24 protein-coding genes and 2 pseudogenes are annotated in these 22,877 nt (G+C 66.4%); 23 read left to right on the plus strand and 3 right to left on the minus strand.

The genetic code is table 11. The annotated features are described in order from the left end of the window. Positions 1-6 precede the first annotated feature (6 nt). The 23 genes and pseudogenes from C665_RS00380 to C665_RS00485 all read left to right on the plus strand — a co-directional run bounded on the left by C665_RS00380 (position 7) and on the right by C665_RS00485 (position 21,508). Complete coding sequence (locus C665_RS00380; RefSeq protein WP_245537114.1) at positions 7-1,005, plus strand: CBASS cGAMP-activated phospholipase; 999 nt, start codon at positions 7-9, stop codon at positions 1,003-1,005. Then, a complete protein-coding gene (locus C665_RS00385; RefSeq protein ID WP_003454798.1) occupies positions 999-2,141 on the plus strand; it encodes a CBASS cGAMP synthase in 1,143 nt (380 codons plus the stop codon). The genes C665_RS00380 and C665_RS00385 overlap by 7 nt, the downstream gene beginning before the upstream one ends. Further along, positions 2,138-3,544 carry a ThiF family adenylyltransferase gene (locus tag C665_RS00390; RefSeq protein ID WP_004265596.1) on the plus strand — a complete coding sequence of 469 codons (1,407 nt, stop codon included), beginning with the start codon at positions 2,138-2,140 and terminating at the stop codon, positions 3,542-3,544. Before C665_RS00385 ends, C665_RS00390 begins: the two co-directional genes overlap by 4 nt. A gap of 185 nt (positions 3,545-3,729) precedes the next feature. Further along, positions 3,730-5,052, plus strand: a complete 1,323-nt coding sequence (locus tag C665_RS00395; RefSeq protein ID WP_040828183.1) for an IS110 family RNA-guided transposase — start codon at positions 3,730-3,732, stop codon at positions 5,050-5,052. Between the two features lie 323 nt (positions 5,053-5,375). Next, on the plus strand, positions 5,376-5,852 hold the full coding sequence (locus tag C665_RS19905; RefSeq protein WP_003454794.1) for a Mov34/MPN/PAD-1 family protein: 477 nt from the start codon (positions 5,376-5,378) through the stop codon (positions 5,850-5,852). Between the two features lie 205 nt (positions 5,853-6,057). After that, positions 6,058-6,465, plus strand: a complete 408-nt coding sequence (locus tag C665_RS00400; RefSeq protein ID WP_004265602.1) for an integrative conjugative element protein, RAQPRD family — start codon at positions 6,058-6,060, stop codon at positions 6,463-6,465. Continuing rightward, positions 6,462-6,701 carry a TIGR03758 family integrating conjugative element protein gene (locus tag C665_RS00405; protein WP_003454790.1) on the plus strand — a complete coding sequence of 80 codons (240 nt, stop codon included), beginning with the start codon at positions 6,462-6,464 and terminating at the stop codon, positions 6,699-6,701. The genes C665_RS00400 and C665_RS00405 overlap by 4 nt, the downstream gene beginning before the upstream one ends. Before the next feature lie 21 nt (positions 6,702-6,722). After that, on the plus strand, positions 6,723-7,100 hold the full coding sequence (locus C665_RS00410; RefSeq protein ID WP_003454787.1) for a TIGR03745 family integrating conjugative element membrane protein: 378 nt from the start codon (positions 6,723-6,725) through the stop codon (positions 7,098-7,100). 12 nt (positions 7,101-7,112) lie between these two features. Then, positions 7,113-7,541, plus strand: a complete 429-nt coding sequence (locus C665_RS00415) for a TIGR03750 family conjugal transfer protein (protein WP_003454784.1) — start codon at positions 7,113-7,115, stop codon at positions 7,539-7,541. Further along, positions 7,538-8,230, plus strand: coding sequence for a PFL_4703 family integrating conjugative element protein (locus C665_RS00420; RefSeq protein WP_003454780.1), 693 nt, complete (start codon positions 7,538-7,540; stop codon positions 8,228-8,230). Before C665_RS00415 ends, C665_RS00420 begins: the two co-directional genes overlap by 4 nt. Beyond that, positions 8,227-9,147: a TIGR03749 family integrating conjugative element protein gene (locus tag C665_RS00425; RefSeq protein ID WP_003454777.1), complete on the plus strand. Its 921-nt coding sequence runs from the start codon at positions 8,227-8,229 to the stop codon at positions 9,145-9,147. The genes C665_RS00420 and C665_RS00425 overlap by 4 nt, the downstream gene beginning before the upstream one ends. Beyond that, the gene (locus tag C665_RS00430; protein WP_004265603.1) at positions 9,137-10,606 is read left to right on the plus strand and encodes a TIGR03752 family integrating conjugative element protein; all 1,470 of its coding nucleotides are present in this window, start codon (positions 9,137-9,139) and stop codon (positions 10,604-10,606) included. Before C665_RS00425 ends, C665_RS00430 begins: the two co-directional genes overlap by 11 nt. Beyond that, complete coding sequence (locus tag C665_RS00435; protein WP_004265606.1) at positions 10,587-11,021, plus strand: TIGR03751 family conjugal transfer lipoprotein; 435 nt, start codon at positions 10,587-10,589, stop codon at positions 11,019-11,021. Before C665_RS00430 ends, C665_RS00435 begins: the two co-directional genes overlap by 20 nt. Next, positions 11,021-13,903 (plus strand): conjugative transfer ATPase, encoded by a 2,883-nt coding sequence (locus C665_RS00440; RefSeq protein WP_004265608.1) that lies wholly within the window; start codon positions 11,021-11,023, stop codon positions 13,901-13,903. The genes C665_RS00435 and C665_RS00440 overlap by 1 nt, the downstream gene beginning before the upstream one ends. Before the next feature lie 13 nt (positions 13,904-13,916). Further along, entirely contained in the window at positions 13,917-14,663 is a 747-nt protein-coding gene (locus C665_RS00445; protein ID WP_003454752.1) for a DsbA family protein, read from the plus strand. A 193-nt stretch (positions 14,664-14,856) separates the two neighbouring features. Continuing rightward, positions 14,857-15,351: a JAB domain-containing protein gene (locus C665_RS00450; protein WP_004265610.1), complete on the plus strand. Its 495-nt coding sequence runs from the start codon at positions 14,857-14,859 to the stop codon at positions 15,349-15,351. A gap of 156 nt (positions 15,352-15,507) precedes the next feature. Further along, positions 15,508-15,954, plus strand: coding sequence for a TIGR03757 family integrating conjugative element protein (locus C665_RS00455; RefSeq protein ID WP_003454745.1), 447 nt, complete (start codon positions 15,508-15,510; stop codon positions 15,952-15,954). Beyond that, positions 15,951-16,493: pseudogene (locus tag C665_RS00460) on the plus strand (TIGR03756 family integrating conjugative element protein); the annotation flags it as partial. The gene C665_RS00455 and the pseudogene C665_RS00460, both read left to right, overlap by 4 nt. 155 nt (positions 16,494-16,648) lie before the next feature. After that, complete coding sequence (locus C665_RS00465) at positions 16,649-17,767, plus strand: ISAs1-like element ISTha1 family transposase (RefSeq protein WP_004265615.1); 1,119 nt, start codon at positions 16,649-16,651, stop codon at positions 17,765-17,767. A gap of 22 nt (positions 17,768-17,789) precedes the next feature. Then, positions 17,790-18,212: pseudogene (locus tag C665_RS00470) on the plus strand (TIGR03756 family integrating conjugative element protein); the annotation flags it as partial. A gap of 9 nt (positions 18,213-18,221) precedes the next feature. Then, positions 18,222-19,625, plus strand: coding sequence for an integrating conjugative element protein (locus C665_RS00475; RefSeq protein WP_003454739.1), 1,404 nt, complete (start codon positions 18,222-18,224; stop codon positions 19,623-19,625). Beyond that, complete coding sequence (locus C665_RS00480) at positions 19,622-19,975, plus strand: hypothetical protein (RefSeq protein ID WP_004265620.1); 354 nt, start codon at positions 19,622-19,624, stop codon at positions 19,973-19,975. Before C665_RS00475 ends, C665_RS00480 begins: the two co-directional genes overlap by 4 nt. 15 nt (positions 19,976-19,990) lie before the next feature. Continuing rightward, the gene (locus tag C665_RS00485) at positions 19,991-21,508 is read left to right on the plus strand and encodes a conjugal transfer protein TraG N-terminal domain-containing protein (RefSeq protein WP_003454733.1); all 1,518 of its coding nucleotides are present in this window, start codon (positions 19,991-19,993) and stop codon (positions 21,506-21,508) included. Positions 21,509-21,513: 5 nt separating this feature from the next. Here the strand turns inward: C665_RS00485 and C665_RS00490 are convergent, their stop codons facing one another. The 3 genes from C665_RS00490 to C665_RS00500 all read right to left on the minus strand — a co-directional run bounded on the left by C665_RS00490 (position 21,514) and on the right by C665_RS00500 (position 22,753). After that, positions 21,514-21,885 (minus strand): DUF3742 family protein, encoded by a 372-nt coding sequence (locus C665_RS00490; RefSeq protein ID WP_003454730.1) that lies wholly within the window; start codon positions 21,883-21,885, stop codon positions 21,514-21,516. Positions 21,886-21,971: 86 nt separating this feature from the next. Beyond that, entirely contained in the window at positions 21,972-22,436 is a 465-nt protein-coding gene (locus C665_RS00495; protein ID WP_003454727.1) for a type II toxin-antitoxin system YhaV family toxin, read from the minus strand. Further along, a complete protein-coding gene (locus C665_RS00500; RefSeq protein WP_003454724.1) occupies positions 22,436-22,753 on the minus strand; it encodes a type II toxin-antitoxin system PrlF family antitoxin in 318 nt (105 codons plus the stop codon). The genes C665_RS00495 and C665_RS00500 overlap by 1 nt, the downstream gene beginning before the upstream one ends. Positions 22,754-22,877 lie beyond the last annotated feature (124 nt).

Here is a 22,877-nt window from a genome sequence, read left to right on the forward strand (position 1 = left end):
GCCATGATGGGCGTGCCCACCTACCATGTGCTCGCCCTGTCTGGGGGCGGCTATCGCGGCTTGTACACAGCGACGGTTCTTGCCGAGCTTGAAGCCGTGCTAGGCCGCCCCATCGCTTCGCACTTCGACCTGATCTGCGGCACCTCTGCAGGCGGGATGCTGGCCTTGGGGCTGGCCGCGGAAATCCCCGCCATTGAACTCAAAGCCTTGTTCGAACGACAGGGCTCCCGCATCTTTGGTTGCCGAAGTCTCGCTCGGCGCCTTCTGGGCTTCTGGTTGACCGCCAAGCACGACTCCGCAGGGTTGCGGGGCGTGCTGACCGAGCGCTTTCAAGACGCCACGATCGGCAACTTGAAGCACCGCGTTCTCGTGCCAGCCGTCAACTACTCGACGGGGCGCGGCCAGTTCTTCAAAACGCCTCACCATCCCTCATTTGAGATGGACCACCGCATGAGGATCGTGGATGTGGCGTTGGCGACCGCCGCTGCGCCCGTTTACTTTCCGCTAGCGCGCAACGATCGTGGCGTCTTTGCGGATGGAGGACTGGTCGGCAATGCGCCAGGACTGTTCGGGCTGCACGAAGTCAATACGTTCCTCGCGCCGAAACAGAATGCACTGGTCCGGGTGCTGTCCATCGGCACGATGACGATCGGTGCAACCGTCCGTGGCGGCGCCAGCCTCGACCGCGGATTCGGCAAGTGGCGCGGAGGGCTGTTCGATCTGGTGATCTCTGCCCAGGAGTCGTCGGTGGACTACATGCTGCGCCAGTCGTTGGGTAGCAACTACTTCCAGATCGACGACAAGGCCACGCCCGATCAAAGCAAGGACGTAAAGTCGCTGGACCGGGTTTCCATCGGCGCCACGAATACGCTGAAGGACCGCGGCAATCATGCAGCGCAGCGCGCGCTTGGCGACCCTCTTTTCCAACCGTTTCGAGCGCACCAGGCCGGCGCACCCACCTTCTATCACGGCCCCAACAAGAATGTGCCGGAGGCCGAATGCTGAACCTGAGCCCGCTTTTCTTTACCACCGTCGATGACGAATCCTGCATGCATGACGAGCTGGATCTGTCGCCCGAGCAACGAGCCTGGATCGCCAGCGCCCGAAATGATGTCAGGAACTGCCTTCGCACCGGAATTCCGCGCGTGCTGCGCGAACGCGGGTACACGGACGACGTGCCGCAGCCACGCTTCTTCACGCAAGGATCGTGGGCGTACAAGACCTTGAACGGCCCGGCACAACGGCCCCAGCAGGCGGATGTCGATGATGGTTGCTATCTGCCGTTGAGTTTTGTCTCGCAGACGAAGCGTCCCAGCAGGGCCACAACGGTGTTCTTTGCAGCTGCTGAAGAAGCCTTGAGGCTGTTGGTCGAGGAGAAGCACTGGAAGCTTGTCACCGACAAGCCGACATGCATCCGGATTGTCATTGCGGCCTATGCCCACATCGACATTCCGTTGTACGCCATCCCCGACGAAGAATTCGTCACGCTCGCGAAAGCCTCGATGGAGCGATACGGCTATGACTCGCTGACGGAGGCGGTGAACATGGCAGAGCGGGATGCCTGGACGGCATTGCCCGCTGATAAAGTGCTCCTGGCTCACCGCGAGTGCAACTGGATGCCCTCCGACCCCAGGCCTGTGAAGGAATGGTTTTTGGGCGAGGTGGAGGCCAAGGGCGAACAGTTCCGCCGCGTGATTCGCTACTTGAAGGCGTTTCGCGATTGGCGGTGGTCGAGCGGTGGACCGGCTTCGATTCTGTTGATGGCCGCTGCGGCTCCGCTATTCGAGAAGCGGGATCGGCGCGACGACCTGGCGTTGCTGGATGTCGTCGCGGCATTGCCGGCCCGGCTGCGCGCGGGGGTGAACAACCCCGTTGATGAGTCGGAGTCGCTTACTGCACGCCTTGGTAAAGAGGGCGTCGAAGAGGCTGCGAAAGCGTTCGAAGCATTCGAAAAAGTGCTGCGCGGAGCCACCAACGCCGGCAGCCCTTCACAGGCCTGCGTCTGGATGCAAGGCGAATTCGGTCCGCGTTTTCCGAACGAGCCGGACCGGGTCAAGGTGGTATCCGTTGTCGCCACCATTGCCGCAGCGCCGGCTACGGCTGGTCCGAGCGAATTGGTCGGGCGCACGAAGGCCGGATGAGCAGCGTCGCCGTGGTCTCCGATGTGGTCGAAGCCTTCAGGCTGCAAGGCTTCGAGTTTGTCGGCAAGACGGACGACGGCTGGTTCAAGCTGAGGGGGCCGTTGATCCCGTGCGGCGCGGACGATGGCATTCCATGTGAGGTTCAGCTCGACCCTACCTTCTTCGACCTGCCTCGCATTCGGCTGCTCGAAATTCCGCCTGAACTGCCCAATGCAGTTCCTCATCTTGGCGCGGAGGGCGGCCTTTGCTATCTGGCCAAGGGAACTGTCGTGCTGGACATCTACGATCCTGTAGGGCAGTCCTTGGCGTGCCTGCAACGGGCGGCAGCGGTGCTCGGGCAGATCTTGAAGGGCGAGATGATCGAAGATCTCGCCGAAGAGTTCTTTGCCTACTGGAACGGCTGGCTTTGTTTTGTGGACATGCAAGGCGAAGATCTGGGGCGACAAAACTGTATCGTTGCGCAAGCCAATGGGAATCCACTCTGGTTCATCACCGACAACGAAGATCGAACAACAAGAAAGTTGCATTCACTCGGCTACCAGGTCACTGATAAAACGGTGCTGACATACCGGGTCAAGACCACCGCGCAACCCCGCCCACTAACCAGCCACTGGCCCCCCGAAACGGTGGGGGACGTCTTGGCTTGGCAAAGCACCCTGGACCCACGGTGTCGGCGCAAGATTCACGAACGAATCAAGGAAGGGCAAAGCAAAAAAGCAAATGGCGTCCTGATCATCATCGAATCGCCACTGATGACCTACGGCTTTGCCGTGCTCTTTGACCACCAAGTGAGTCAAAAGACCAAGCTTGCTGATCGCAGGGATTCGAGTTTTGGGCTGAAGGTAATGCCCGTCTCAGTGATCAGGATCGATGACCGGTATCTGGCCCAGCGCAACATCCCCAAGTCGAAAACGTTGGCGGGGAAACGAATCGCACTTGTGGGTTGCGGCACGATCGGCGGATACCTCTCGGACATGCTGGTCAAGGCCGGGGCAGGATCATGCGGAGGGAAACTCACGCTGGTGGATTTTGATGGCCTCCTTCCACAGAACATCGGACGGCATCGGCTCGGCTTCCCGGACCTGTTGTCGAACAAGGCTGAGGCGATGGCGAAGGAACTCAAGCGCTTGTCGCCAGGCGTCGAGGTTCATGCGCTCCCCGTGGACGTGAGACAGGCCCAACTGGGAAAGCTGGACCTACTCATCGATGCCACCGGCGAAGAATCCCTCGGGCATTGGCTGTGCGGCCGCTACAGGGCTCCCACGCCCATGCTTTCTGTTTGGATCGAAGGGCCGGGAACGGCTGTGCGTGCGCTCCTGAGCATCCCATCCGCGCGTCCCGCACGCCCGGCGTTCCGGAAGAAACGACTATGGCTTACAAGGAGAACGGCAGCGCCGCGATGACCGACACGTCATTGGTGCGAGCTCGCGGCGTTAGAGGACGCTGTGGAGCGAGCCCGACTCTGAGCATGGTCCGGGAATCGTCGGCGACAGTGGTGAGCACAGCGATGTGCATCCCGTTTGAGAGATCGAGTCGAAATCGACGCTTCCCTTGGCGCTGCCGTTCTTGGACGAGGATGGAGCAGATGATGGCGATGCGCAAGCGGACAGACACGGTGTTCCCGAACGCGGCGGGGATCGATGTGGGTGCTTCGAGCCACTGGGTGGCGGTGCCGCCCGACGCGGCAGAGGAGTCGGTGCGCGAGTTCGGCGTCATGACGGACGATCTGCGCGCCTTGGCCGACTGGTTGCTGGCGTGCAAGGTGGAGATCGTCGCCTTGGAGTCGACCGGCGTGTACTGGATCCCGCTGTTCGAGATCCTGGAGCAGCGCGGACTGCAGGTCTGGCTGGTCGATGCGCGACAGATGAAGTACGTGCCCGGCCGCAAGAGTGATGTGCAGGATTGTCAGTGGCTGCAGCGTTTGATGAGCTACGGGCTGCTGCGCGCAGCATGGCGACCTGCCGGAGAGGTCTGTGAGCTACGGGCGATTGCCCGGCTGCGCGAGACCTTGCTCGCCGAGCAGGCCAGTTGGGTGCAGCGCATGCAAAAAGCCTTGGTGCAGATGAATATTCAACTCACCGAGGTGCTCACCGACGTGATGGGGATGAGCGGTCAGGCGATCATCCGTGACATCGTCGCCGGCGAGCGCAACCCTGAAGTGCTGGCGCGTCACCGTCACCGGCGGGTCAAGGCCAGCACCGAGGAGGTCATCCGTGCGCTGACCGGGAACTGGCGCCAGGAGCATCTGTTCGTGCTGGGTCAGGCACTGTCGATGTACGACGACATCGCCCGTCACCTGCGCGAATGCGACGCCCAGATGCAGGTGCTGCTCGGGCAGCGGGCGCAGTGCGCGATCAACGTTGGCGCGGTGCCTCGAGCCGGCAGCAAGGCGCGCGCTGCCTTCGATGTCCGGCAGATGCTCGCCAATTGGGCAGGGGTCGATCTGACGCGGATCAACGGGCTCGAGGTGAGCTCGGTGATGAAGATCCTGACCGAGATCGGACCCGACCTCTCCCGCTTTGCCAACGTGAAGCACTTCTGCTCGTGGCTGGGGCTGTGCCCAGGGACCAAGGTCAGCGGTGGCAAGGTGCTCTCGGCCGGTACCAAGCGTTCGGCCAACCGCGTGCGCCAGGCCCTGAAGATGGCCGCGATGACGCTATCGCACAGCAACTCCGCCCTCGGAGCGTTCTATCGGCGCCTTTGCAGCCGGATGGACAAACCCAAGGCGAACACCGCAACGGCGCATAAGCTCGCGCGCATGGTGTATTTCATGCTCACCCGCGGCGAGGCCTTCGTCGACCAGGGGCAGCAGCGATACGAAGAACTGCAACGCGAGCGCAGCATCGCTGCACTCAAACGCCGAGCCACCGCGCTCGGGTTCCAGATCAACCCCATCGGGGCAGCCGCATGAAAACCGCCCCGGCTAGTTTTGTTTCTTGAGAGAACGAACGCATCGGGTGCGTGCTACCGATGCCTATGGCAGAGCCACAGAAGAGGCGAACTTCGCTCGACCATTGATGCTCTGCCTAACATCTTGGCAGGCCACGGGTGCGAGGGCTTGTATGTGCCATTTCCGGCTTCGGTGTCGGTGCAGGCAGCCAGCTTGGGTGCTGAGATGGCCCTTGATTGGGTCAAGGGCGTCCACTCTCCTGCATTGCGGACCCGGCTGATCGACCAGACCCATCATCTGGCCACGCCTGACTGCGATCCTCTGCGAGATCATGATTGCCCTCTATGCAATTCCTAGGGTCCTGGGCAACTGGCGACAAGAGCAGGTTGCTGCATTTTTCGACCCAGACGCTGGAGACATTCAGTCAGCATATCCAGGCTAGTGATGCCGACTGCGAAGCGGGCGGACTCTTGCTTGGTTCTGTACATGGAGCCCATTTGCTCATTGAGCAGGCGACGGTTCCTACCGCGTGGGACAAGCGGTTTCGCTATCTGTTCGAGCGGATGCCGTTTGGTCATGAGGCTATTGCGTTGTCGCGATGGACGGCGAGTCAGGGAACTGTCCGCTATTTAGGCGAATGGCATACCCACCCGGAAGACCATCCCCAGCCTTCTAGCCTTGACAGATCTGAATGGACTTTGTTGGCAGCGCAGCGTCGGGACAAGCGGCCAGTGCTCGCTGTCATCATCGGGCGTAGATCTCTGTATGCAGAGTTGGTGCCGAGATCAGGCGAAGGGTCGATATTCTTCCCCGTGGAGTAGAGCACTAGCGCAACAACCATCATCGTCTTGACTTGCACCTCCACTCAGACGGTAGTGCATTAAAGACGACGTCATCGGGGAAATTCCTTCCTCTGCAGCGGAGTTTGCCGCGGAAAGCGGTGGCTGGCCGGTTCCGATTGATTGCGGCGCCGGAAGACCGGCCGTTTGAGCATCGAGCCATCCGCATCCCTCGGAGAACGGCTCGATGGAAACCACTCGCAATCCCGCGCAGGTTCGGCGCTTCGCCGTCGAGGCACCCTGGGCCGTGCGTGTTGCCGCGCTGCTGCTTGCCGCTGCCGGATTGCAGCCCGCCATCGCCGCTGACGCCTCCGACAACGCTGCGGAGCGCGAGATGCTCGCCGCGGTAACGCGCCAGCTCGAACTGCTGGACCGCCTCGCCGAGCACGCCGCCACCACCGCGCCGCAGGAGCGCGCCCGCTACCACTTCGACTACGCGCGGCTGCGCGCCGACCTGGAGCGCGTGCGCACCGGCGTGCGCGACTACCTCGTTCCGCAACGCGCCCAGCCGCGTGATCCCGTGCCGCTGGCCGGTGACTACACGCGCAGTAACGCGGCGCCTGCGACGTCGCCCAAGGAGGCGCCGTCGTCATGACGCCTTCCGCCGATCAGGTCGCCGCCTTCACGGCCAACGGCGGCTTCGCGCCCGGGGCCGTCTCCACCGTCGTGCTCGGCTTCGTCTTCGCCATCCTGCTGCTGTGGGGCGTGTGGGCGATGCGCACTGCCTATGTCGGCTGGGCCGAGCACCACCTGACCCAACGCCAGTTCCTCGGCGTCATCGTGCGCTTCGTCGCGATGTACCTGGTGCTGGGCTTTTTCCTCCTGTCCTGACCCCATGAAAGGTACTTCGCCATGAACGCTCCCGCTACTTCTCGCCGTCCCACGTCGCGGCCCGCCGCGCGCATCGCCGCGCTGCTGATCCCGCTGGGCATCGCCGCCACGCCGCTGCCGTCGTTCGCCGACCTTCCCACGCTGGAAGACCCGTCGCGCGGCACCGGCAGCGGCATCATGCAGACGCTGCAAAACTACGGCTACGACATCGTGCTGCTGATCGCGCTGCTCGTCGTCGCCTCGATGTTCGTCGGCGTCTGCTACCACGCCTACACGCGCTACGCCGAGATCCACACCGGCCGCGCAACGTGGGGGCAGTTCGGGTTGACCGTCGCGGTGGGCGCGATCCTGCTGGTCGTCGGCATCTGGCTGCTGACCAAGGCTACCGGCGTCCTGTAAGGCCCGGCAACGATGGCCGGCGCCCTGGAGAGTCCGTCGCGCGACGGGCTCGTGACCTTCCTGCCGCACCGCCTCAACCGCCACCCGGTGGTCGTGCGCGGGCTCACGGCCGACGAGCTGTGGGTCTGCGCCGGGCTGTCCGGCGCGGCCGGTCTCGTGGCCGGCGTACCGCTGGCCTGGCTGACGCACAGCATCGCGATGGTGCCCACGCTGATCGTCGCCGGCATCGGTGTCGGTGTCTTCGTGGGCGGCGGCCTGCTGCGGCGGTGGAAGCGCGGCCGGCCCGACACCTGGCTGTACCGCCAGCTCCAGTGGCGCCTCGCGCTGCGCTACCCCGCGCTGGCTGCGCATGCGGGCGGGGGCCAGCTCATCACCCGGTCGGGCTGGTGGTCCACGCGGCGCCTGCGGCCCGATCCGTCCCTGCGTCGAGGTAGACCATGAGCCGATTCAAGAACGAGGTCGCGCACCTGCAGGCGCATGTGAAGACCTTGCGCCTGGCTGGCGCCGCACTGTTCGTCGTGGCGCTGCTGCTCGGCTTCGGCTGGTGGAGCGCACCCAAGAGCCTGACCATCCACGTGCCACCCGACCTGCGCTCGGGCAGCACGCGCAAGTGGTGGGACGTGCCGCCGGAGAGCGTCTACGCCTTCACCTTCTACATTTGGCAGCAGGCCCAGCGCTGGCCGACCAATGGCGAGCAGGACTACCCGCGCAACCTGCATGCACTGTCTGCGTACTTCACGCCGAGCTGCCGTGCCTTCCTGCAGCAGGACTACGAATTCCGGCGCAGCAACGGCGAGCTACGCCAGCGCGTGCGCGGCATCTACGAGATTCCCGGCCGCGGCTACGGCGACGAGCCGGCCATGCGCGTGCGCACCGTGTCGGCCAACAACTGGATCGTCACGCTGGACGTGAGCGCCGACGAGTACCTGGGCGCCGAGCAGGTCAAGCGCGCGCTCGTGCGCTATGCACTCAAGGTTGTGCGCATGGACGTGGACCCCGAGCGCAACCCCTTCGGCCTGGCGCTGGACTGCCATGCACGCGCGCCGGAGCGCATCGAGACCCCGCCGCCTGCGGCGCCGCCCGGCCGGGCCGCAAGCGCCGGCTCCAACTTGCAGGGAGACACCCCATGAAGTCCCTCGTGAAGCGTTCATCTGCGGCGGCCCTGGCTGGCCTGCTGCTGTGCCTGGCCTTCGTGCCTGCGGCCCATGCCGTCGAAATCCTGCGCTGGGAGCGCCTGCCGCTGGCGGTGCCGCTGGTGGTCGGCCAGGAGCGCGTGGTGTTCATCGAGCGCAACGTGCGCATCGGTGTGCCGCCCACGGTTGGCGAGCAGTTGCGCGTGCAGAGCGCTGGTGGCGCGATCTACCTGCGCGCGAGCGCGCCGATCCCGCCCACACGGCTGCAACTGCAGGACGTGGAGTCGGGCGCGCTGATCCTGCTGGACATCGCGGCCGAGCCGGCGAAGGCGGGCCAGCCTGCACTCGAACCCGTGCGCATCGTCGAAGGCGACGTGCCGGCGACGCGCTACGGCGAGCCGGCCAAGCCGGCGGACGACGATGCGGAGCGCACCGTACCCGCAGCGAAGCGCGCCACGCCGGTGGCGGTTGTGCTCACGCGCTATGCGGCGCAGAACCTCTACGCGCCGCTGCGCACCGTGGAGCCCGTTCCCGGCCTCGGCCGCGTCAATCTGCGCCGTGGGCTGGAGCTTTCCACCTTGCTGCCCACACTGCCGGTGCGTGCGCAGGCGCTGGCCGCTTGGCGGCTCGAAGACCAGTGGGTGACGGCGGTGAAGCTCACCAACGCCTCCGGGCGCTGGCTCGACCTCGATCCCCGCGCGCTGCAGGGCGACTTTCTCGCCGCGACCTTCCAGCACCCGAATCTGGCGCCGGCCGGCCGCGCCGCCGACACCACGGTGGTCTACCTCGTGACCCGTGGCCACGGCCTGGCCGAGTCGCTGCTGCCCAAGCTCTCACCGATCGACGCGACGGTGAACCTGCCGCCGGCCGCGGCGGCCGGCCAGGCCGAAGGAGGTGCCCGCCATGAAAAGTAACCCCCTCCTGAAGTGGCTGCTGATCCCGATGGCGCTGGTGCTGCTGTTCGTCGGCATCAAGATGTTCTCCGGGGATCGCGGCGCCAAGCCCGTTCCGGCCGGCAGCGCCAACTCGCTCACGCCCGAAGAGATGAAGGCGCTGGGCATCGAGGGCGACACGCCGCGCGATACCGTTGCCACACTGGTGGCCCAGGTCAAGCAGTTGCGCAACGAGCTGCAGACGGCGCTCAACGACAACAAGAACCAGAAGAGCGAGAACGAGCGTATGCGCGCGCGGGAAAGCGCGATCGACCAGCGCATCCAGTCCGCGCTGGATGGTGAACGCGGCCGCCTGCAGCAGGACCGCGAGCAGTTGGCCGGCGACCGCCAGCAGACCCAGGGCCTGCTGCAAGACCTGCAGCGGCGCCTGGATGGGCTTTCCGGCAAGGGCGGCCAGGCCGATCTGCCGGTCGGGCTCGGCCTGGAGGACGGCGACGGCAAGGGCTTCAGCGGCAGCCAGGGCGGCGCCGCGCGCAGCACCAGCGGCACGCGCTGGGTGGAACCGGACGATGCGAAGCCTTCGGCGAAGAACGGCAGCAGCGGCGGCCTGAACTTTCCGACCAGCTTCGGGCCGGCGCAGAAGACGCTTTCCGACACGGCCGACAACGTGGCCAGCACCGTCGCGGATGCAGGCAGCCGCGCCGTGGGCACGTCGTCCAAGCCGGTCTACACGGTGCCGTCGAACTCGACGCTGATGGGCTCCATCGCGATGACCGCGCTGATCGGCCGCGTGCCGATCGACGGCACGGTCAACGACCCGTACCCCTTCAAGGTGCTGATCGGCTCGGACAACCTCACCGCCAACGGCATCGACATTCCCGACGTGGCGGGCGCGGTGGTCAGCGGCACGGCCTCGGGCGACTGGACGCTTTCCTGCGTGCGCGGCCAGATTCGCTCGGTGACGTTCGTCTTCAACGACGGCACGGTGCGCACGATGCCGGAGGACGGCAACCGCAACCAGAGCGGCGGCGGCCAGGGCAATGGTGCAAACAGCACGACGCAAGGCGGCCTGGGCTGGATCAGCGATCCCTACGGCATCCCCTGCGTCAGCGGCGAACGGCGCAGCAACGCGCAGCAGTACCTGGGTTCGCAAGCCCTCATCACCGCGGCCGGCGCCGGCGCCGCTTCACTGATCAAGTCGGACAACGGCAGCGTGGCCGTGGTCGCTAACAGCAACGGCTCGCTTGGCACGGTAGGCATCAGCGGCAACGAGGCGATGGGCCGCATCCTGGCCGGGGGCGTCCGCGACATGGCCGATTGGGTCAACAAGCTTTACGGCCAAGCCTTCGCCGCCGTCTACGTGCGGCCCGGCGCCAAGGTCGCGGTGCATCTGGAGCAGCCGCTCAACATCGACTACGACGCCAAGGGGCGCCGGGTCAATCAACGCATCGGAGGCAAGCATGCGTCGGATTTGGATTGAATCGGCCGCGATCCTGTGCGCGGTCCTGGTGCTGGGCGGCTGCGCCACCAGCAAGGACAAGTTGCTGCCGCACGGCGATCACACCATGCTCGACGTGTGGAATCAGGAGACGGGCGGCAGCGCCGGTGGTGGGCAAGCAGCGCGGCAACTGCTCGATGCACGCCAGGACTTGCGCCGGCCGCTGACCGAGGCCGACGTGCAGGCGGTGCCCGCCGCCGCTGCCGCCTACACGCGCACCGCGGCCAACGAGATTTACCGCCAGTTCCGACGCCTGCCGAACCCGGACCTAGTGATGTACGTGTTCCCGCACCTGGCCGGCACCGACCCGGTGCCCGTGCCCGGCTACACCACCGTGTTCCCGCTCTACCAGCGCGTGCAGTACGCGATGCCTGGCGAGCGCCTGGAGGACTACTGATGGCTTGGTCGTTGCCCTGGGCACGCAAGGCCGTCACGCCCGCCGGCCCCGACCTGGATGCCGATGACGCCTGGTCGCAGCATGTCTCGACGCTGGCCGCGCACGGCATTCCCGAGCCCGGCAGCGCGATGGGCAGCCAGCCGCGCCCGCCGACCACCGAAGCGGACCTGCAGGCGCTCTACGGCGTGGCACCGTCCTTCGCCGACCTGTTGCCGTGGATGGAGTACCTGCCCGGCTCCAAGAGCATGTTGCTGGAAGACGGCCAGTCGGTTGCGGGCTTCTTCGAACTGGCCCCGGTCGGCACCGAAGGCCGTGAGATGGCCTGGCTGTGGCAGGCACGCGATGCACTGGAGAACGCGCTGCAGGACTCGTTCGACGAACTCGACGAGAACCCGTGGGTCGTGCAGCTCTACGCCCAGGACGAATCGACCTGGGACACCTACCTGCGCGGGCTGGCCGACTATGTGCGGCCGCGCGCCCAGGGCAGCGCCTTCACGGACTTCTACCTGCGTTTCTTTGGGCACCACCTGCGCGCCATTGCCAAGCCCGGCGGGCTGTTCGAGGACACCACGGTGACGCGGCTGCCGTGGCGCGGCCAGGTCCGGCGCGTGCGAATGGTGGTCTACCGGCGCGCGAACGCTACGACCGCATCGCGGCGCGGCCAGTCCCCCGAGCAGGCGTTGACGACGATCTGCGACCGGCTCGTGGGCGGCCTCGCCAACGCGGGCGTGAAATCCCGCCGCATGGAGGCGGCCGACATCCACGACTGGCTGCTGCGCTGGTTCAACCCGCACCCGACGCTGCTCGGCCCCAGCGCCGACGACCGCGAGCGCTTCTATGCGCTCACGCGCTACCCCGAGGCAGTCGAAGACGGCGAGATCGAGCTGGCCAGCGGAGACTTCGCGCAGCGCCTGTTCTTCGGCCAGCCGCGCTCGGACGTGGCGAACGGCACGTGGCTGCTCGACGGCATGCCGCACCGGATCATCGTGATGGACCGGTTGCGCATGCCGCCTGCGACCGGCCACGTCACCGGCGAAACGCGCAAGGGCGGCGATGCCGTCAACGCGCTGTTCGACCAGATGCCCGAGGACACGGTGATGTGCCTGACCGTCGTCGCGACGCCGCAGGACGTGCTCGAAGGGCACCTGAACCACCTGAGCAAGAAGTCGGTCGGCGAGACGCTGGCTTCGGAGCAGACGCGCCGCGACGTGCAGGAAGCGCGCGGGCTGATCGGCAGCGCGCACAAGCTCTACCGCGGTGCGCTTGCCTTCTATCTGCGCGGACGCGACCTCGCGCAGCTCGACGCCCGCGGCCTGCAACTGGTCAACGTCATGCTCAACGCCGGCCTGCAGCCGGTGCGCGAGGAAGACGAGGTGGCGCCGCTCAACAGCTACCTGCGCTGGCTCCCGTGCGTGTTCGATCCGGCCACCGACAAGCGCCAGTGGTACACGCAACTGATGTTCGCGCAGCACGCGGCGAACCTCGCGCCGGTGTGGGGCCGCAGCCAGGGCACCGGCAATCCGGGCATCACGTTCTTCAACCGCGGCGGCGGGCCGATCACCTTCGACCCGCTGAACCGGCTCGACCGGCAGATGAACGCTCACCTGTTCCTGTTCGGTCCCACCGGCTCGGGCAAAAGCGCCACGCTCAACAACATCCTGAACCAGGTGACGGCGATCTACCGGCCGCGGCTGTTCATCGTCGAGGCGGGCAACAGCTTCGGCCTGTTCGGCGACTTCGCGGCGCGGCTAGGCATGAAGGTGCATCGCGTTAAGCTGGCCCCCGGTGCCGGGGTGAGCCTCGCGCCGTTCGCCGACGCCCACCGGCTGGTGGAAACGCCCAGCCAGGTGCAGACGCTGGATGCCGACGCCCTGGACGAGGACCGCGACGAAGCGGCACAGGCAGCGGATGCCGACGAGCAGCGTGACGTGCTGGGGGAACTGGAAATCACCGCGCGGCTGATGATCACCGGCGGCGAGGACAAGGAAGAGGCGCGCATGACGCGCGCCGACCGCAGCCTGATCCGCCAGTGCATCCTCGATGCGGCCCAGCGTTGCGTGGCCAACCAGCGCACCGTCCTGACGCGCGACGTGCGCGATGCGCTGCGCGAGCGCGCCCGCGATACGGCACTACCCGAGGTGCGGCGCGCGCGGCTGCTGGAAATGGCCGACGCGATGGATATGTTCTGCCAGGGCGTGGACGGCGAGATGTTCGACCGGCCCGGCACGCCCTGGCCCGAGGCCGACATCACCATCGTCGATCTGGCGACCTTCGCACGCGAGGGCTACAACGCGCAGCTTTCCATCGCCTACATCAGCCTTATCAACACGGTCAACAACATCGCCGAGCGCGACCAGTTCCTCGGCCGGCCGATCATCAACGTGACGGACGAGGGGCACATCATCACCAAGAACCCGCTGCTTGCGCCCTACGTCGTCAAGATCACGAAGATGTGGCGCAAGCTCGGCGCCTGGTACTGGCTGGCGACGCAGAACATCGACGACCTGCCCAAGGCCGCCGAGCCCATGCTCAACATGATCGAGTGGTGGATCTGCCTCTCGATGCCGCCCGACGAGGTGGAGAAGATCGCGCGCTTTCGCGAGCTGAACGCGGCGCAGAAGGCGCTGATGCTGTCGGCCCGCAAGGAGGCCGGCAAGTTCAGCGAGGGCGTGATCCTTTCCAAGAGCATGGAAGTGCTATTCCGCGCGGTGCCGCCCAGCCTGTACCTGGCGCTGGCTCAGACCGAGCCGGAAGAGAAGGCCGAGCGTTTCCAGTTGATGCAGCAGTACGGCATCGGCGAACTGGACGCCGCTTTCAAGATCGCCGAGAAGATCGACCGCGCCCGCAGCATCGAGCCGCTGGTGCTCGATGCGCTGGCGTGACGGGGAGTCCACGATGCGCATCCCTCGCTTCGCGCCGTCCCGCACCGTCCTTGTCGTCGCGCTGCTGATGGCCGCGGCCCTGACAACGGCCGCATGGCTCGGCCTGCGGCCGCAGTCGCCGCCCGCCGAACCCGATTTTCCTTCGGCAGAAGCAACGCCTGCGCCGGCAACGGCACCAGCCGGCCCGCCCTGGCGCTATGGCCGCGCCGATGCGCGCTTCACGGTGGTCGAGTACGCCGACCTCGAATGCCCGTTCTGCCGCGCCTACTTCGCAGTGCTCAAGCGCTGGATCGACGCGCACCCGGACGTGAGCTGGCAATGGCATCACCTGCCGTTGCCGTTGCACGAGCCGGCCGCGTCTGCCGGTGCGCGCCTGGTGGAGTGCGTCGGCGAGGCCGGCGGCCAGGCCGCGTTCTGGCAGGCCGCCGAGTGGGTCTACACGCACACCCGCGGCGACGGTCAGGGCCTGCCCGAGGGCCTGCGCTATCCCGACCTCACGCCGGCCGCGCAGCAGTGCCTCGACAGCGACCGCCCCGATGCGCTGATCCGCGCACAGTCGGCGAGCGCGGCGCAGGAGGGCATCAAGGTCACGCCCACGCTGCGCCTGCAGGATCGCCAGTCCGGCAAGACGCTGCTGCTGCACGGCCCGGTCGAAGGAGATGCCTTGCTGTCCGCGATCGACCTGCTGGCGGCCAGTGCAGCGGCCGAGCCCGCATCGAAGGAAATGCCTGCCGAGTCTCTCGGAGACATGCCCAGGTAGCCACGATCTTCAAGGCTACGACGCGGCTTGGCCGTGCTGATCGACCCCGTTCGCTGCGCATCCCTGGACGCGAACAGCCACTGTGCATGCGGTGGCGGATGCCCGCTCTTCTGCCGCTTGTTCTTCATCGTCCCCGGAGGGTTTGTCCCTCCCGGGACAGGCGTCCTCCGACTTCATCCCGTGGAGGTTCGCCATGTCCTATGTCGTCGCCGACTCGCGTCCCGAGTCGCTCAGCCTGATCGCCGCCCAGCACGAAGACTGGATCATCCGCCAGGCCATCGCCTTGCTGGAACAACGCATCTTCAAGGCCGGCCCGATGCTGAACAGTCCCGCCGCCGTGCGCGACTACCTGCATCTGAAGCTGGTCGCGGAGCCCAACGAGGTCTTCGCCGTCGTGTTCCTCAACTCTCAGCACCAAGTCCTCGCCTACGAGCCGATGTTCAAGGGCACGGTCGATCAAACCTCGGTGTACCCGCGGGTGCTGGTGCAGCGCGCCCTGGCCCTCAACGCCTCGGCGGTCATCCTGGCCCACCAGCATCCATCTGGCATGACCGTGCCTTCGGCCGCCGATCAGGCGCTGACCGACCGGCTCAAAGCCGCCCTGGCGATAGTCGATGTCCGGGTGGTGGATTACTTCATCGTCGGCAAGGGCACGCCGTACTCCTTCGCCGAATCCGGCCTGCTGTAGCGCCGCTGACCGCCTGGTCCCCGCGGGAGCCTCGGCTGCCGCTTTTCTTTCGCCTGTCTGCCCAAAGCGGAGCGCGCGCGGTGCGCATTCCTTGTCGCGGTTGGACTGCCTTCGGCGTTCGACTAGAGCCTTGCTCTCATTCCCAGGACGCCCGCCATGACGGCTCCCTTCTTGAAACCCATCCCGCGGCTGCGGTGTACGCGCATCGCCTGCGCGGGAGGGCTGCTGCTGTGCCTGCTCGGCCAGGACGCATCCGCAGCCGACGTGCTGGTCGTGACCGACAGCCGCCATCCCGTGCAGTCCGCATCCGGCGCGCGCGTGATCGAGCTGGATCTGCCCGAGCGCATCGAGGCCGAACTGGCCGCGGGCCTGCCTGCCGATCCGGGCCGCGCGGCCGCGCTCGTGCAGCAACGCCTGCGCGATGGCAGCCAGGCACTACAGCGCCGCATCGGCAGCGCCTACCAGGGCGTCGCCGATGCCTGGGGCTTGGGGCTGGCCAAGGTGCCTGCCGTGGTGGTCGATCGCCGCTACGTGGTCTACGGCGAGCCCGATGTCGCGCGCGCCGTGGCACGCATCGAATCACATCGGAGGGCACAGCCATGAACCGCCTGCTGTCGGCGTCGTCGCGCCGGGCCCGCCTTGCCATCGCTTCGGTGCTGCTCGGCGGCGCCGCTTCGAGCTTCGCGCTGAACACGGCTACCATCGTGTCCTCGGCCCTGTCGCCCGACTGCCTGGAATATCGCGTCGTCGGCATCTGCTACTGGCTGTTCTGCACCTGGACGGGCTGCACGGTGCGCACCTCGGTGAAGGTGCGCCACTACATTCCCGACGCGGTGGTGTCGAGCTACAGCAACACCGGCGAGAACCCGTGGATCGAGGTGCGCGCCATGAGCATGCCCAATCCCACGGCGCAGGCCGGCGGCGACGGGACGACGAACCACGACAACGAGAACAACCTGGCGAAGTTCAAGAACGCCGACGTGATCGGGCATCCCGGCGGTTCGGTGTTCAGCCAGTTCGCCAGCGCGTCCGGCTACGCCTGCCAGGGCGCAGGCACGGCCTTCATGCCGTACCTGCTGAGCACCCTCGACACGCTGGCCTGGCGCTACAACGTCCCGGAGATGGTGTACCCCCAGGGTCTCCGCACTCGGAATGCATTTTTCCTGATCGCATAGCCACCTGAAAATCTTCGTTCACATTCAACACCTTATGCAGCCATCTTGTGGACCCTTCGAAAATCACGTCTACTCTCGCCTTTTGGGCGAAGAGCGTGAGTGCGACGCAAAGGGGTTCCCTGATGAGCTATCTGGACGAAATCGATGATCCGCGCAAGCCGAGCAACGGCACCTTGCACGACTTCCGGGAGATCCTGGTGATCCTGATCGCCGCTGTGCTCTCGGACTGCGACACGGTCGAGGACATCACCTTCTGGGCGCGCACCAAGGAGGCGTGGCTGCGCCGCTTCCTCGTGCTCAAGAACGGCATCCCGTCCGAAGAGACGTTCCTGCGGATCCTGCGTGCGCTCGATCCGAAGCAGTTCGAGAACATGTTCCGGCGCTGGGTGGGCGGCGTGGTCGGTGCGCTCAGCGACGATGCGGGCCTCGCCGGCACGATCGCAATTGACGGCAAGACCGTGCGCGGCTCGGGCAGCGGCGGCGAGAGCGCGATCCACATGGTCAGCGCCTTCGCCACCGAGTTGGGACTGGTGCTCGGCCAGGAGAAGGTCGCCGCCAAGAGCAACGAGATCACCGCGATTCCGGAGTTGCTGGAGGCGCTCTCGATCAAGGGGCTGCTGGTCACGATCGACGCCATGGGCTGCCAGAAAAGCATTGCCAAACAGATCGTTGCGAAGAAAGGCGACTACCTGCTGATGGTCAAGGGCAACCAGCCCAAGCTGCTCGAAGCGATCGAGACCGCCTTCATCGATCAGCACGGCGTCGAGTCGGTCGACCGCAGTTCGCTGGTCGAGCGCGGCCACGGCCGCACCGTCGGGCAGATCGCCTCGGTGCTCTCGGCCAAGGGCATCGTCGATCTGGCCGACTGGCCCAAGTGCGTGACGATCGGGCGCATCGACTCGATGCGGGTGGTCGGCGACAAGCAATCCGATCTCGAGCGGCGTTACTACATCAGTTCGCGCGCACTGAGCGCCGAGCAACTGGCCGCAGCGATACGTGCGCATTGGGGTGTGGAGAACCGGCTTCATTGGATCCTCGATGTCAGCTTCAGCGAGGACGCCAGCACGGTGGCCAAGGACAACGCGCCGCAGAACCTTTCGCTGCTGCGCAAGATCGCGCTCAACATCATCCGTGCCGACAAGACCGACACGCGCAAGAGCAGCCTTCGGCTCAAGCGCAAGGGGGCGGCGTGGGATGACGGGGTGCGGGAGCGCATGCTGGGGATCCGGGCGATATGCTAGGCGAGTGCGGAGGCCCTGGGTGTACCCCGAGGCGGTGATCCCCGGCATGCGCGAGATCGGCGGCCGCACGACGCTCAACCTGTGGGGCAACGTCTATCCGCGCGGCGGCTTCCTGCATCAGACCGACGACTACAAGAGCGGCGCCGTCGTCGCGCAGCGCGCGGGCGATGTCGTCACGCGGCGCATGCAGCCGCACGTCTACCAGCCGCTGCTCGCGAGTTCGAGCGACGGCTATTGGCCGGCCGGCGCCCTGGTGGAGAGCGATGCCTCCACCGGCAAGTGGCAGGAGCTGACGCCGACCCTCTCCAACTCCTGCGCCGTGTTCCCCCACTCCAACACGCGCGTGCAGGCCCAGCAAGGCGACTACGCCTGGGCGCTGTGGCGGCCCTATGCCTGCTGCCAGCGCCGCGGGCAGGTCTTCCTCGGCAGCGTCGATTTCCTCTGAGGTATTCCGATGAAAGCGTCTCTCTCCCGTTTCGCACAGCGCGCCAGGCCCTACGCGCTCAGCATCGCGCTCGCCTGCGCCGTCACGGCCGCAGCCGGCGTCGCGTGGGCGCAGACCCGCATCAGCCCCACCGGCGTCGGCGTGAGCGGCAGCGTCATCGGCGACGACGTGCTCTACAGCATCGGCGGCGGCCGGGCCGTGTCCATGGGCGGCGCCGGGAACATGCAGAGCATCGGCGTGGGCATCGGCTGGAACAGCAACCTGATCTGCGGAAACATGAGCATCACGACGACGCTGCAGAACCAGTTGAACGGCCTCACCAATGGCTTTCAGCAGATCATGTCCTCGGTGATCCAGAGCGCCACCAGCGCCGTGGCGTCGCTGCCGGCCCTGATCATCCAGCGCGCCGATCCGGGCCTCTACAACCTGCTGACCAACGGCGTGCTGCAGGCTCGGCTCGATTTCGACCGCAGCAAGTTGACGTGCAAGGCGATGGCCAACCGGATGGCGGACATGGCCGGCGGCCAGGCCGGGTGGGATCAGCTCGCCGAAGGTTTCGCGCTGCGCGATGCGGTGAGCAGCACCGATGCGGTGTCCGCCGTCGAGCAGGCCGAATCGAACAAGGGCAACAACGGCGTGCCCTGGGTGGGCGGCGGCAACGCGGGCGGCTCGGGCCAGGGTTCCATCAAGGTGGTCGGCGACGTGACCCGTGCCGGCTACAACCTGCTCAACAGCCGCGGCGTCAGCGACACCTCATCCATCCCGCGCGCGTCCTGCGGCAACCGGCTGACCTGCCAAACTTGGTCCTCGCCGCAGGCCGCAGCGGACTTCGCAACCCGCGTGCTCGGCGAGCGCGAGCAACGCACCTGCGAGACCTGCACCAAGACGCAGACCACGCCTGGCGTCGGCCTGACGCCGGTGATCCAGGAAGAGTACGAGACCAAGCTGCAGGCACTGCAGGGCCTCGTGACGGGCTCGACGCCGATGACGGTGGCAAACCTCGAAGCCGCCGGCAGCAACTCGCTGCCGATCACGCGCGGCGTGATCGAGGCGCTGCGCGACGAGCCCGATCAAGACCTGCTCGGCAAGCGCCTGGCGTCCGAAGCCGCGCTGTCGAGCGTGCTGGAGAAGGCCCTGCTGTTGCAGCGCACGCTGCTGACCGGCAAGAAGGAGCCGAACGTCGCCGCCAACGAGCTGGCCGTGAAGGCGGTCGATCAGGAGAACAACGCGCTGGAGCAGGAGATCAACAACCTCAAGACCGAGCTGGAGCTGCGGCGCACGCTGGCCGGCAATTCGGCGATGGCGATCGTGCAGCGCCACGGCACCCGCGCCGCGGGCTCGCGCGGCATCTTCGAGGGCGACACGACGCGCGACCGGCTCAAGGAAGTGCAGAAGCCGCGGAGCGGGCCATGACCAGCCGGGCCTGGCTGCGGCCGGCACGGCTGCTCGGCCGCCGCGTCGGCATCGTGCTGCTGTGGGTGCTGCTGGTGGCGGGCATCGCGGTCGGCGTGAACGTCGTCGGCCTCCACATCGTCGGCAGCATCGACGGCTGGGAGCAGTGGCTGCGCGAGCACTCGGGCCACTTCCTCGTCTGGCGGCTGCTGCTCTACGCGGCGACGGCCTACGGCTGGTGGTGGATGCGTCGGCGCCTGCGCGAACGCGAGCCATTGGCCGAGACCCATCAGCGCCTGCTGCGCGCCGAGATCGCGGCCGTCGCCACCCTCGTGCTGCTCGAAGGCAGCCAGCTACTGCGCAATGGCTGAGCCCTGGAGAACGCCATGACGCTCAACACAACGGACTACCTGGAGTATTACCTGACCCTGGTCGGGTGGATCGTCAGCAACGGCATCTGGAACATCCTCGTGGCCAGCGGCGTATTCGCGCTGCCCTTCGTGGTCATGGTGGTGCAGGAATGGCTGCGCGCGCGGGCCGAGGGTGCGGACGAGGGCAACAAGGGGGTGCTGTCATCGATGCGCATCGAGAACCGCGTGTGGGTGGCGATCGTCGTCATCCTGTTCGCCGGCATCCCCTTCATTCCGGTCGACCTCAGCACCATCAAGTTCGACACGACGCGCTCCGCGCAATGCCAGGTCAGCGTCCCGCAGCCCACCGACACGGGCTGGTCGAACGCCTACACCACGCTCAACAACCAGAGCGCGCTGGTGCCGGTGTGGTGGTTCTTCATGCACGCCATCTCGAAGGCGGTGACGGGCGGCGCGGTGGCGGCCATCCCCTGCGGAACGGATCTGCGTCAGATGCGCATGGACGTGGATGCCACGCGCATCGATGACCCGGTGCTGGCCCAGGAGGTCGGCGACTTCGTGCATGACTGCTACGGCCCCTCGCGCGCCAAGCTGTTCATGTCTCGGCCCACGCTCTCCGACGAGCAGATGAATGACGTGACCTGGATCGGTTCGAGCTACTTCCTGAACAACGCGGGCTTCTACGACACCTACCACTCGAACACGCCACGCACGGCCTGGCCCTACGACGCGACGCGCGATGCGGGGCTGGCCCAGGTGGATAGCGGCGGGGGCTACCCCACGTGCCGGCAGTGGTGGTCGGACGGCGGCAGCGGCCTGCGCGCGCGCCTGCTGGCCCAGGTCGATCCCGACCTGCTGACGCGCATCGGCCGCTGGGCGGGCTTCCTGTCGCAGAGCGAGGTGAACGACTCGGTGATCCGCGCCGTGGTCTCGCCGCGGCAGCAGAAGATGAACCAGGGCTCGGTCTACACCGACTACGGCGGCCAGATCGAGAAGACGCTGCCCAACGTCGTGACGCGCGGCGCCGGCGACCTGGGGCTGACCATGGGCTCGCTGGGCTTCTTTCCGGCGATGGACGTGGTACGCCAGGCGCTGCCGATGGTGCTGTCGCTGCTCAAGATGGCGCTGGTGATCTGCATCCCGCTGGTGCTGGTCTTCGGCACCTACGAGCTGAAGGCGCTGGTCGCGGTGAGCTGCGTGCAGTTCGCGCTGTTCTTCGTGGACTTCTGGTTCCAGCTCGCGCGCTGGCTGGACAGCACGATCCTCGACGCGCTCTACGGCTGGGGGTTCGGCGCGAACCGGCCGCACAGCAACTTCGATCCGCTGATCGGCCTGAACAACGCCTTCGGCGACATGCTGCTGAACTTCGTCATGGCGACGATGTTCATCGTGCTGCCTACCTTCTGGGTGGCTGCGCTGGGCTGGGTAGGCGTGCGCGCGGGAACGGCAATTCAAGGGCTGGCGGCAGGAACCAGGGATGCCCAAGCTGCTGGCGGCAGGGGTGCGGGTGTCGCTATGAAAGCAGCGAAGTAACGCCTCTAGGCTTGCTCGTCTTCTGGATCGTGGGGGTCGATCCGGTAATCGTCATGGGTGTAGAGGCCGTACCCGGCAGGGCCGTATCGCCATTCCGGCTTGTGTTCCTCGTCGTAGCTCCCATCGTCGTTGCGGACTACCCAGGCGCCGACCAGCGCGAACGCAAGCAGCAGTGCCAGCCAGAACGCGGTGTAGAGCAGGACACCGATCGCAGCGAGCTTGACGGCCAGCAGCGCGGCCTTGGCAATGCCAGGCGCCCATCCCTGCGCGAGCAGCCAGCCCTGCGCCCGCCGATCCAGACGCGCGCAGCCTCTCCACGCCCGGCCCAGTGTCCGGCCGAGGCGTTCTGCGAAGGTGGTCTGTGCGGCGGTCTTCATGGTGGCTACCTCATGTTCATCCTGTCGTGTGGCTGTGATCCCTGTCCGTGTCGCGATTGAAACCTGTGCTGTTCTTCAACCGCGGTCTAGTCCTTGTCTGCTGCGCGCCAGTCGGCCTGGCTTGCGGCCACCAGCGCCGCCCAATCGTCCGGCGGGTTGCCGCGTCCCAACATCTTCTCGAACACCGCATAGGGGTCGGACTTGCTGCCCGACGACCGCAAGGTCTGCTCGTCGTTGACCCAGGCGAACACGATCGCCTTGGCCTTGGAGTCGAAGCGGAAGAACAGCCGGAACCGCCTCCCGATCTTTGCGCGCCGCCAGTGCCGGTAGGCCGGCCCCAAGGTGTTGCCCTGGCGGAATTCGTCGCGCGCAGGATCGCTCGGCACGACATCCATGATCAACTGGCTCAACGCCCGGAACAGCTTGACGTTGGCGTTGCTCTCGAACCCCTGCGGGTCGTTCTGTTCGGCCCGTTCCGCGGCCGCGTGCAGCTTGCGCAACTGCTCGATCACGCCCTCGTGGAACAGGAGCGTCCAACCGTGCCGCTGCATCAGAGCGCCACTTCGCCTTCGATGTCTTCATCGAGGTTCACCGCGTGGTGCGCGTTGGCCAGCATGGCCCGCGCCAGATCGTCCGGCAGGGACTGGACGTGCCGCCCGGCCCGGATGTCCGCTTCCAGCAGCCCCAGGAAGGCGCCGATGGCCGGGTCTTCATGGTCGGCGTCGGCGCGGGTCACGACGACTTCGCCGCCGCGCAGGTCGAACGCCACCTTGCCGCCGGTGTCCACGCCCAGCGCTTGCCGGATGGACTTGGGCAGCGTGATCTGACCCTTGGAGGTCAGCGTCGCGACTTCGTGGATTTCGGGCATGGCGGCACTCCTGATGGCAATGCCTGGATGGTAAGGAAATTTCCTTACCTTGTCAATCTGGGTGTGCATGGTGCTCCGTCCGGTCGATGAAACGGCTCCATCGTAGGGGCGGCACAGCCAGCCT

It is taken from the genome of Thauera aminoaromatica S2, from assembly GCF_000310185.1.
GTDB lineage: Bacteria > Pseudomonadota > Gammaproteobacteria > Burkholderiales > Rhodocyclaceae > Thauera > Thauera aminoaromatica.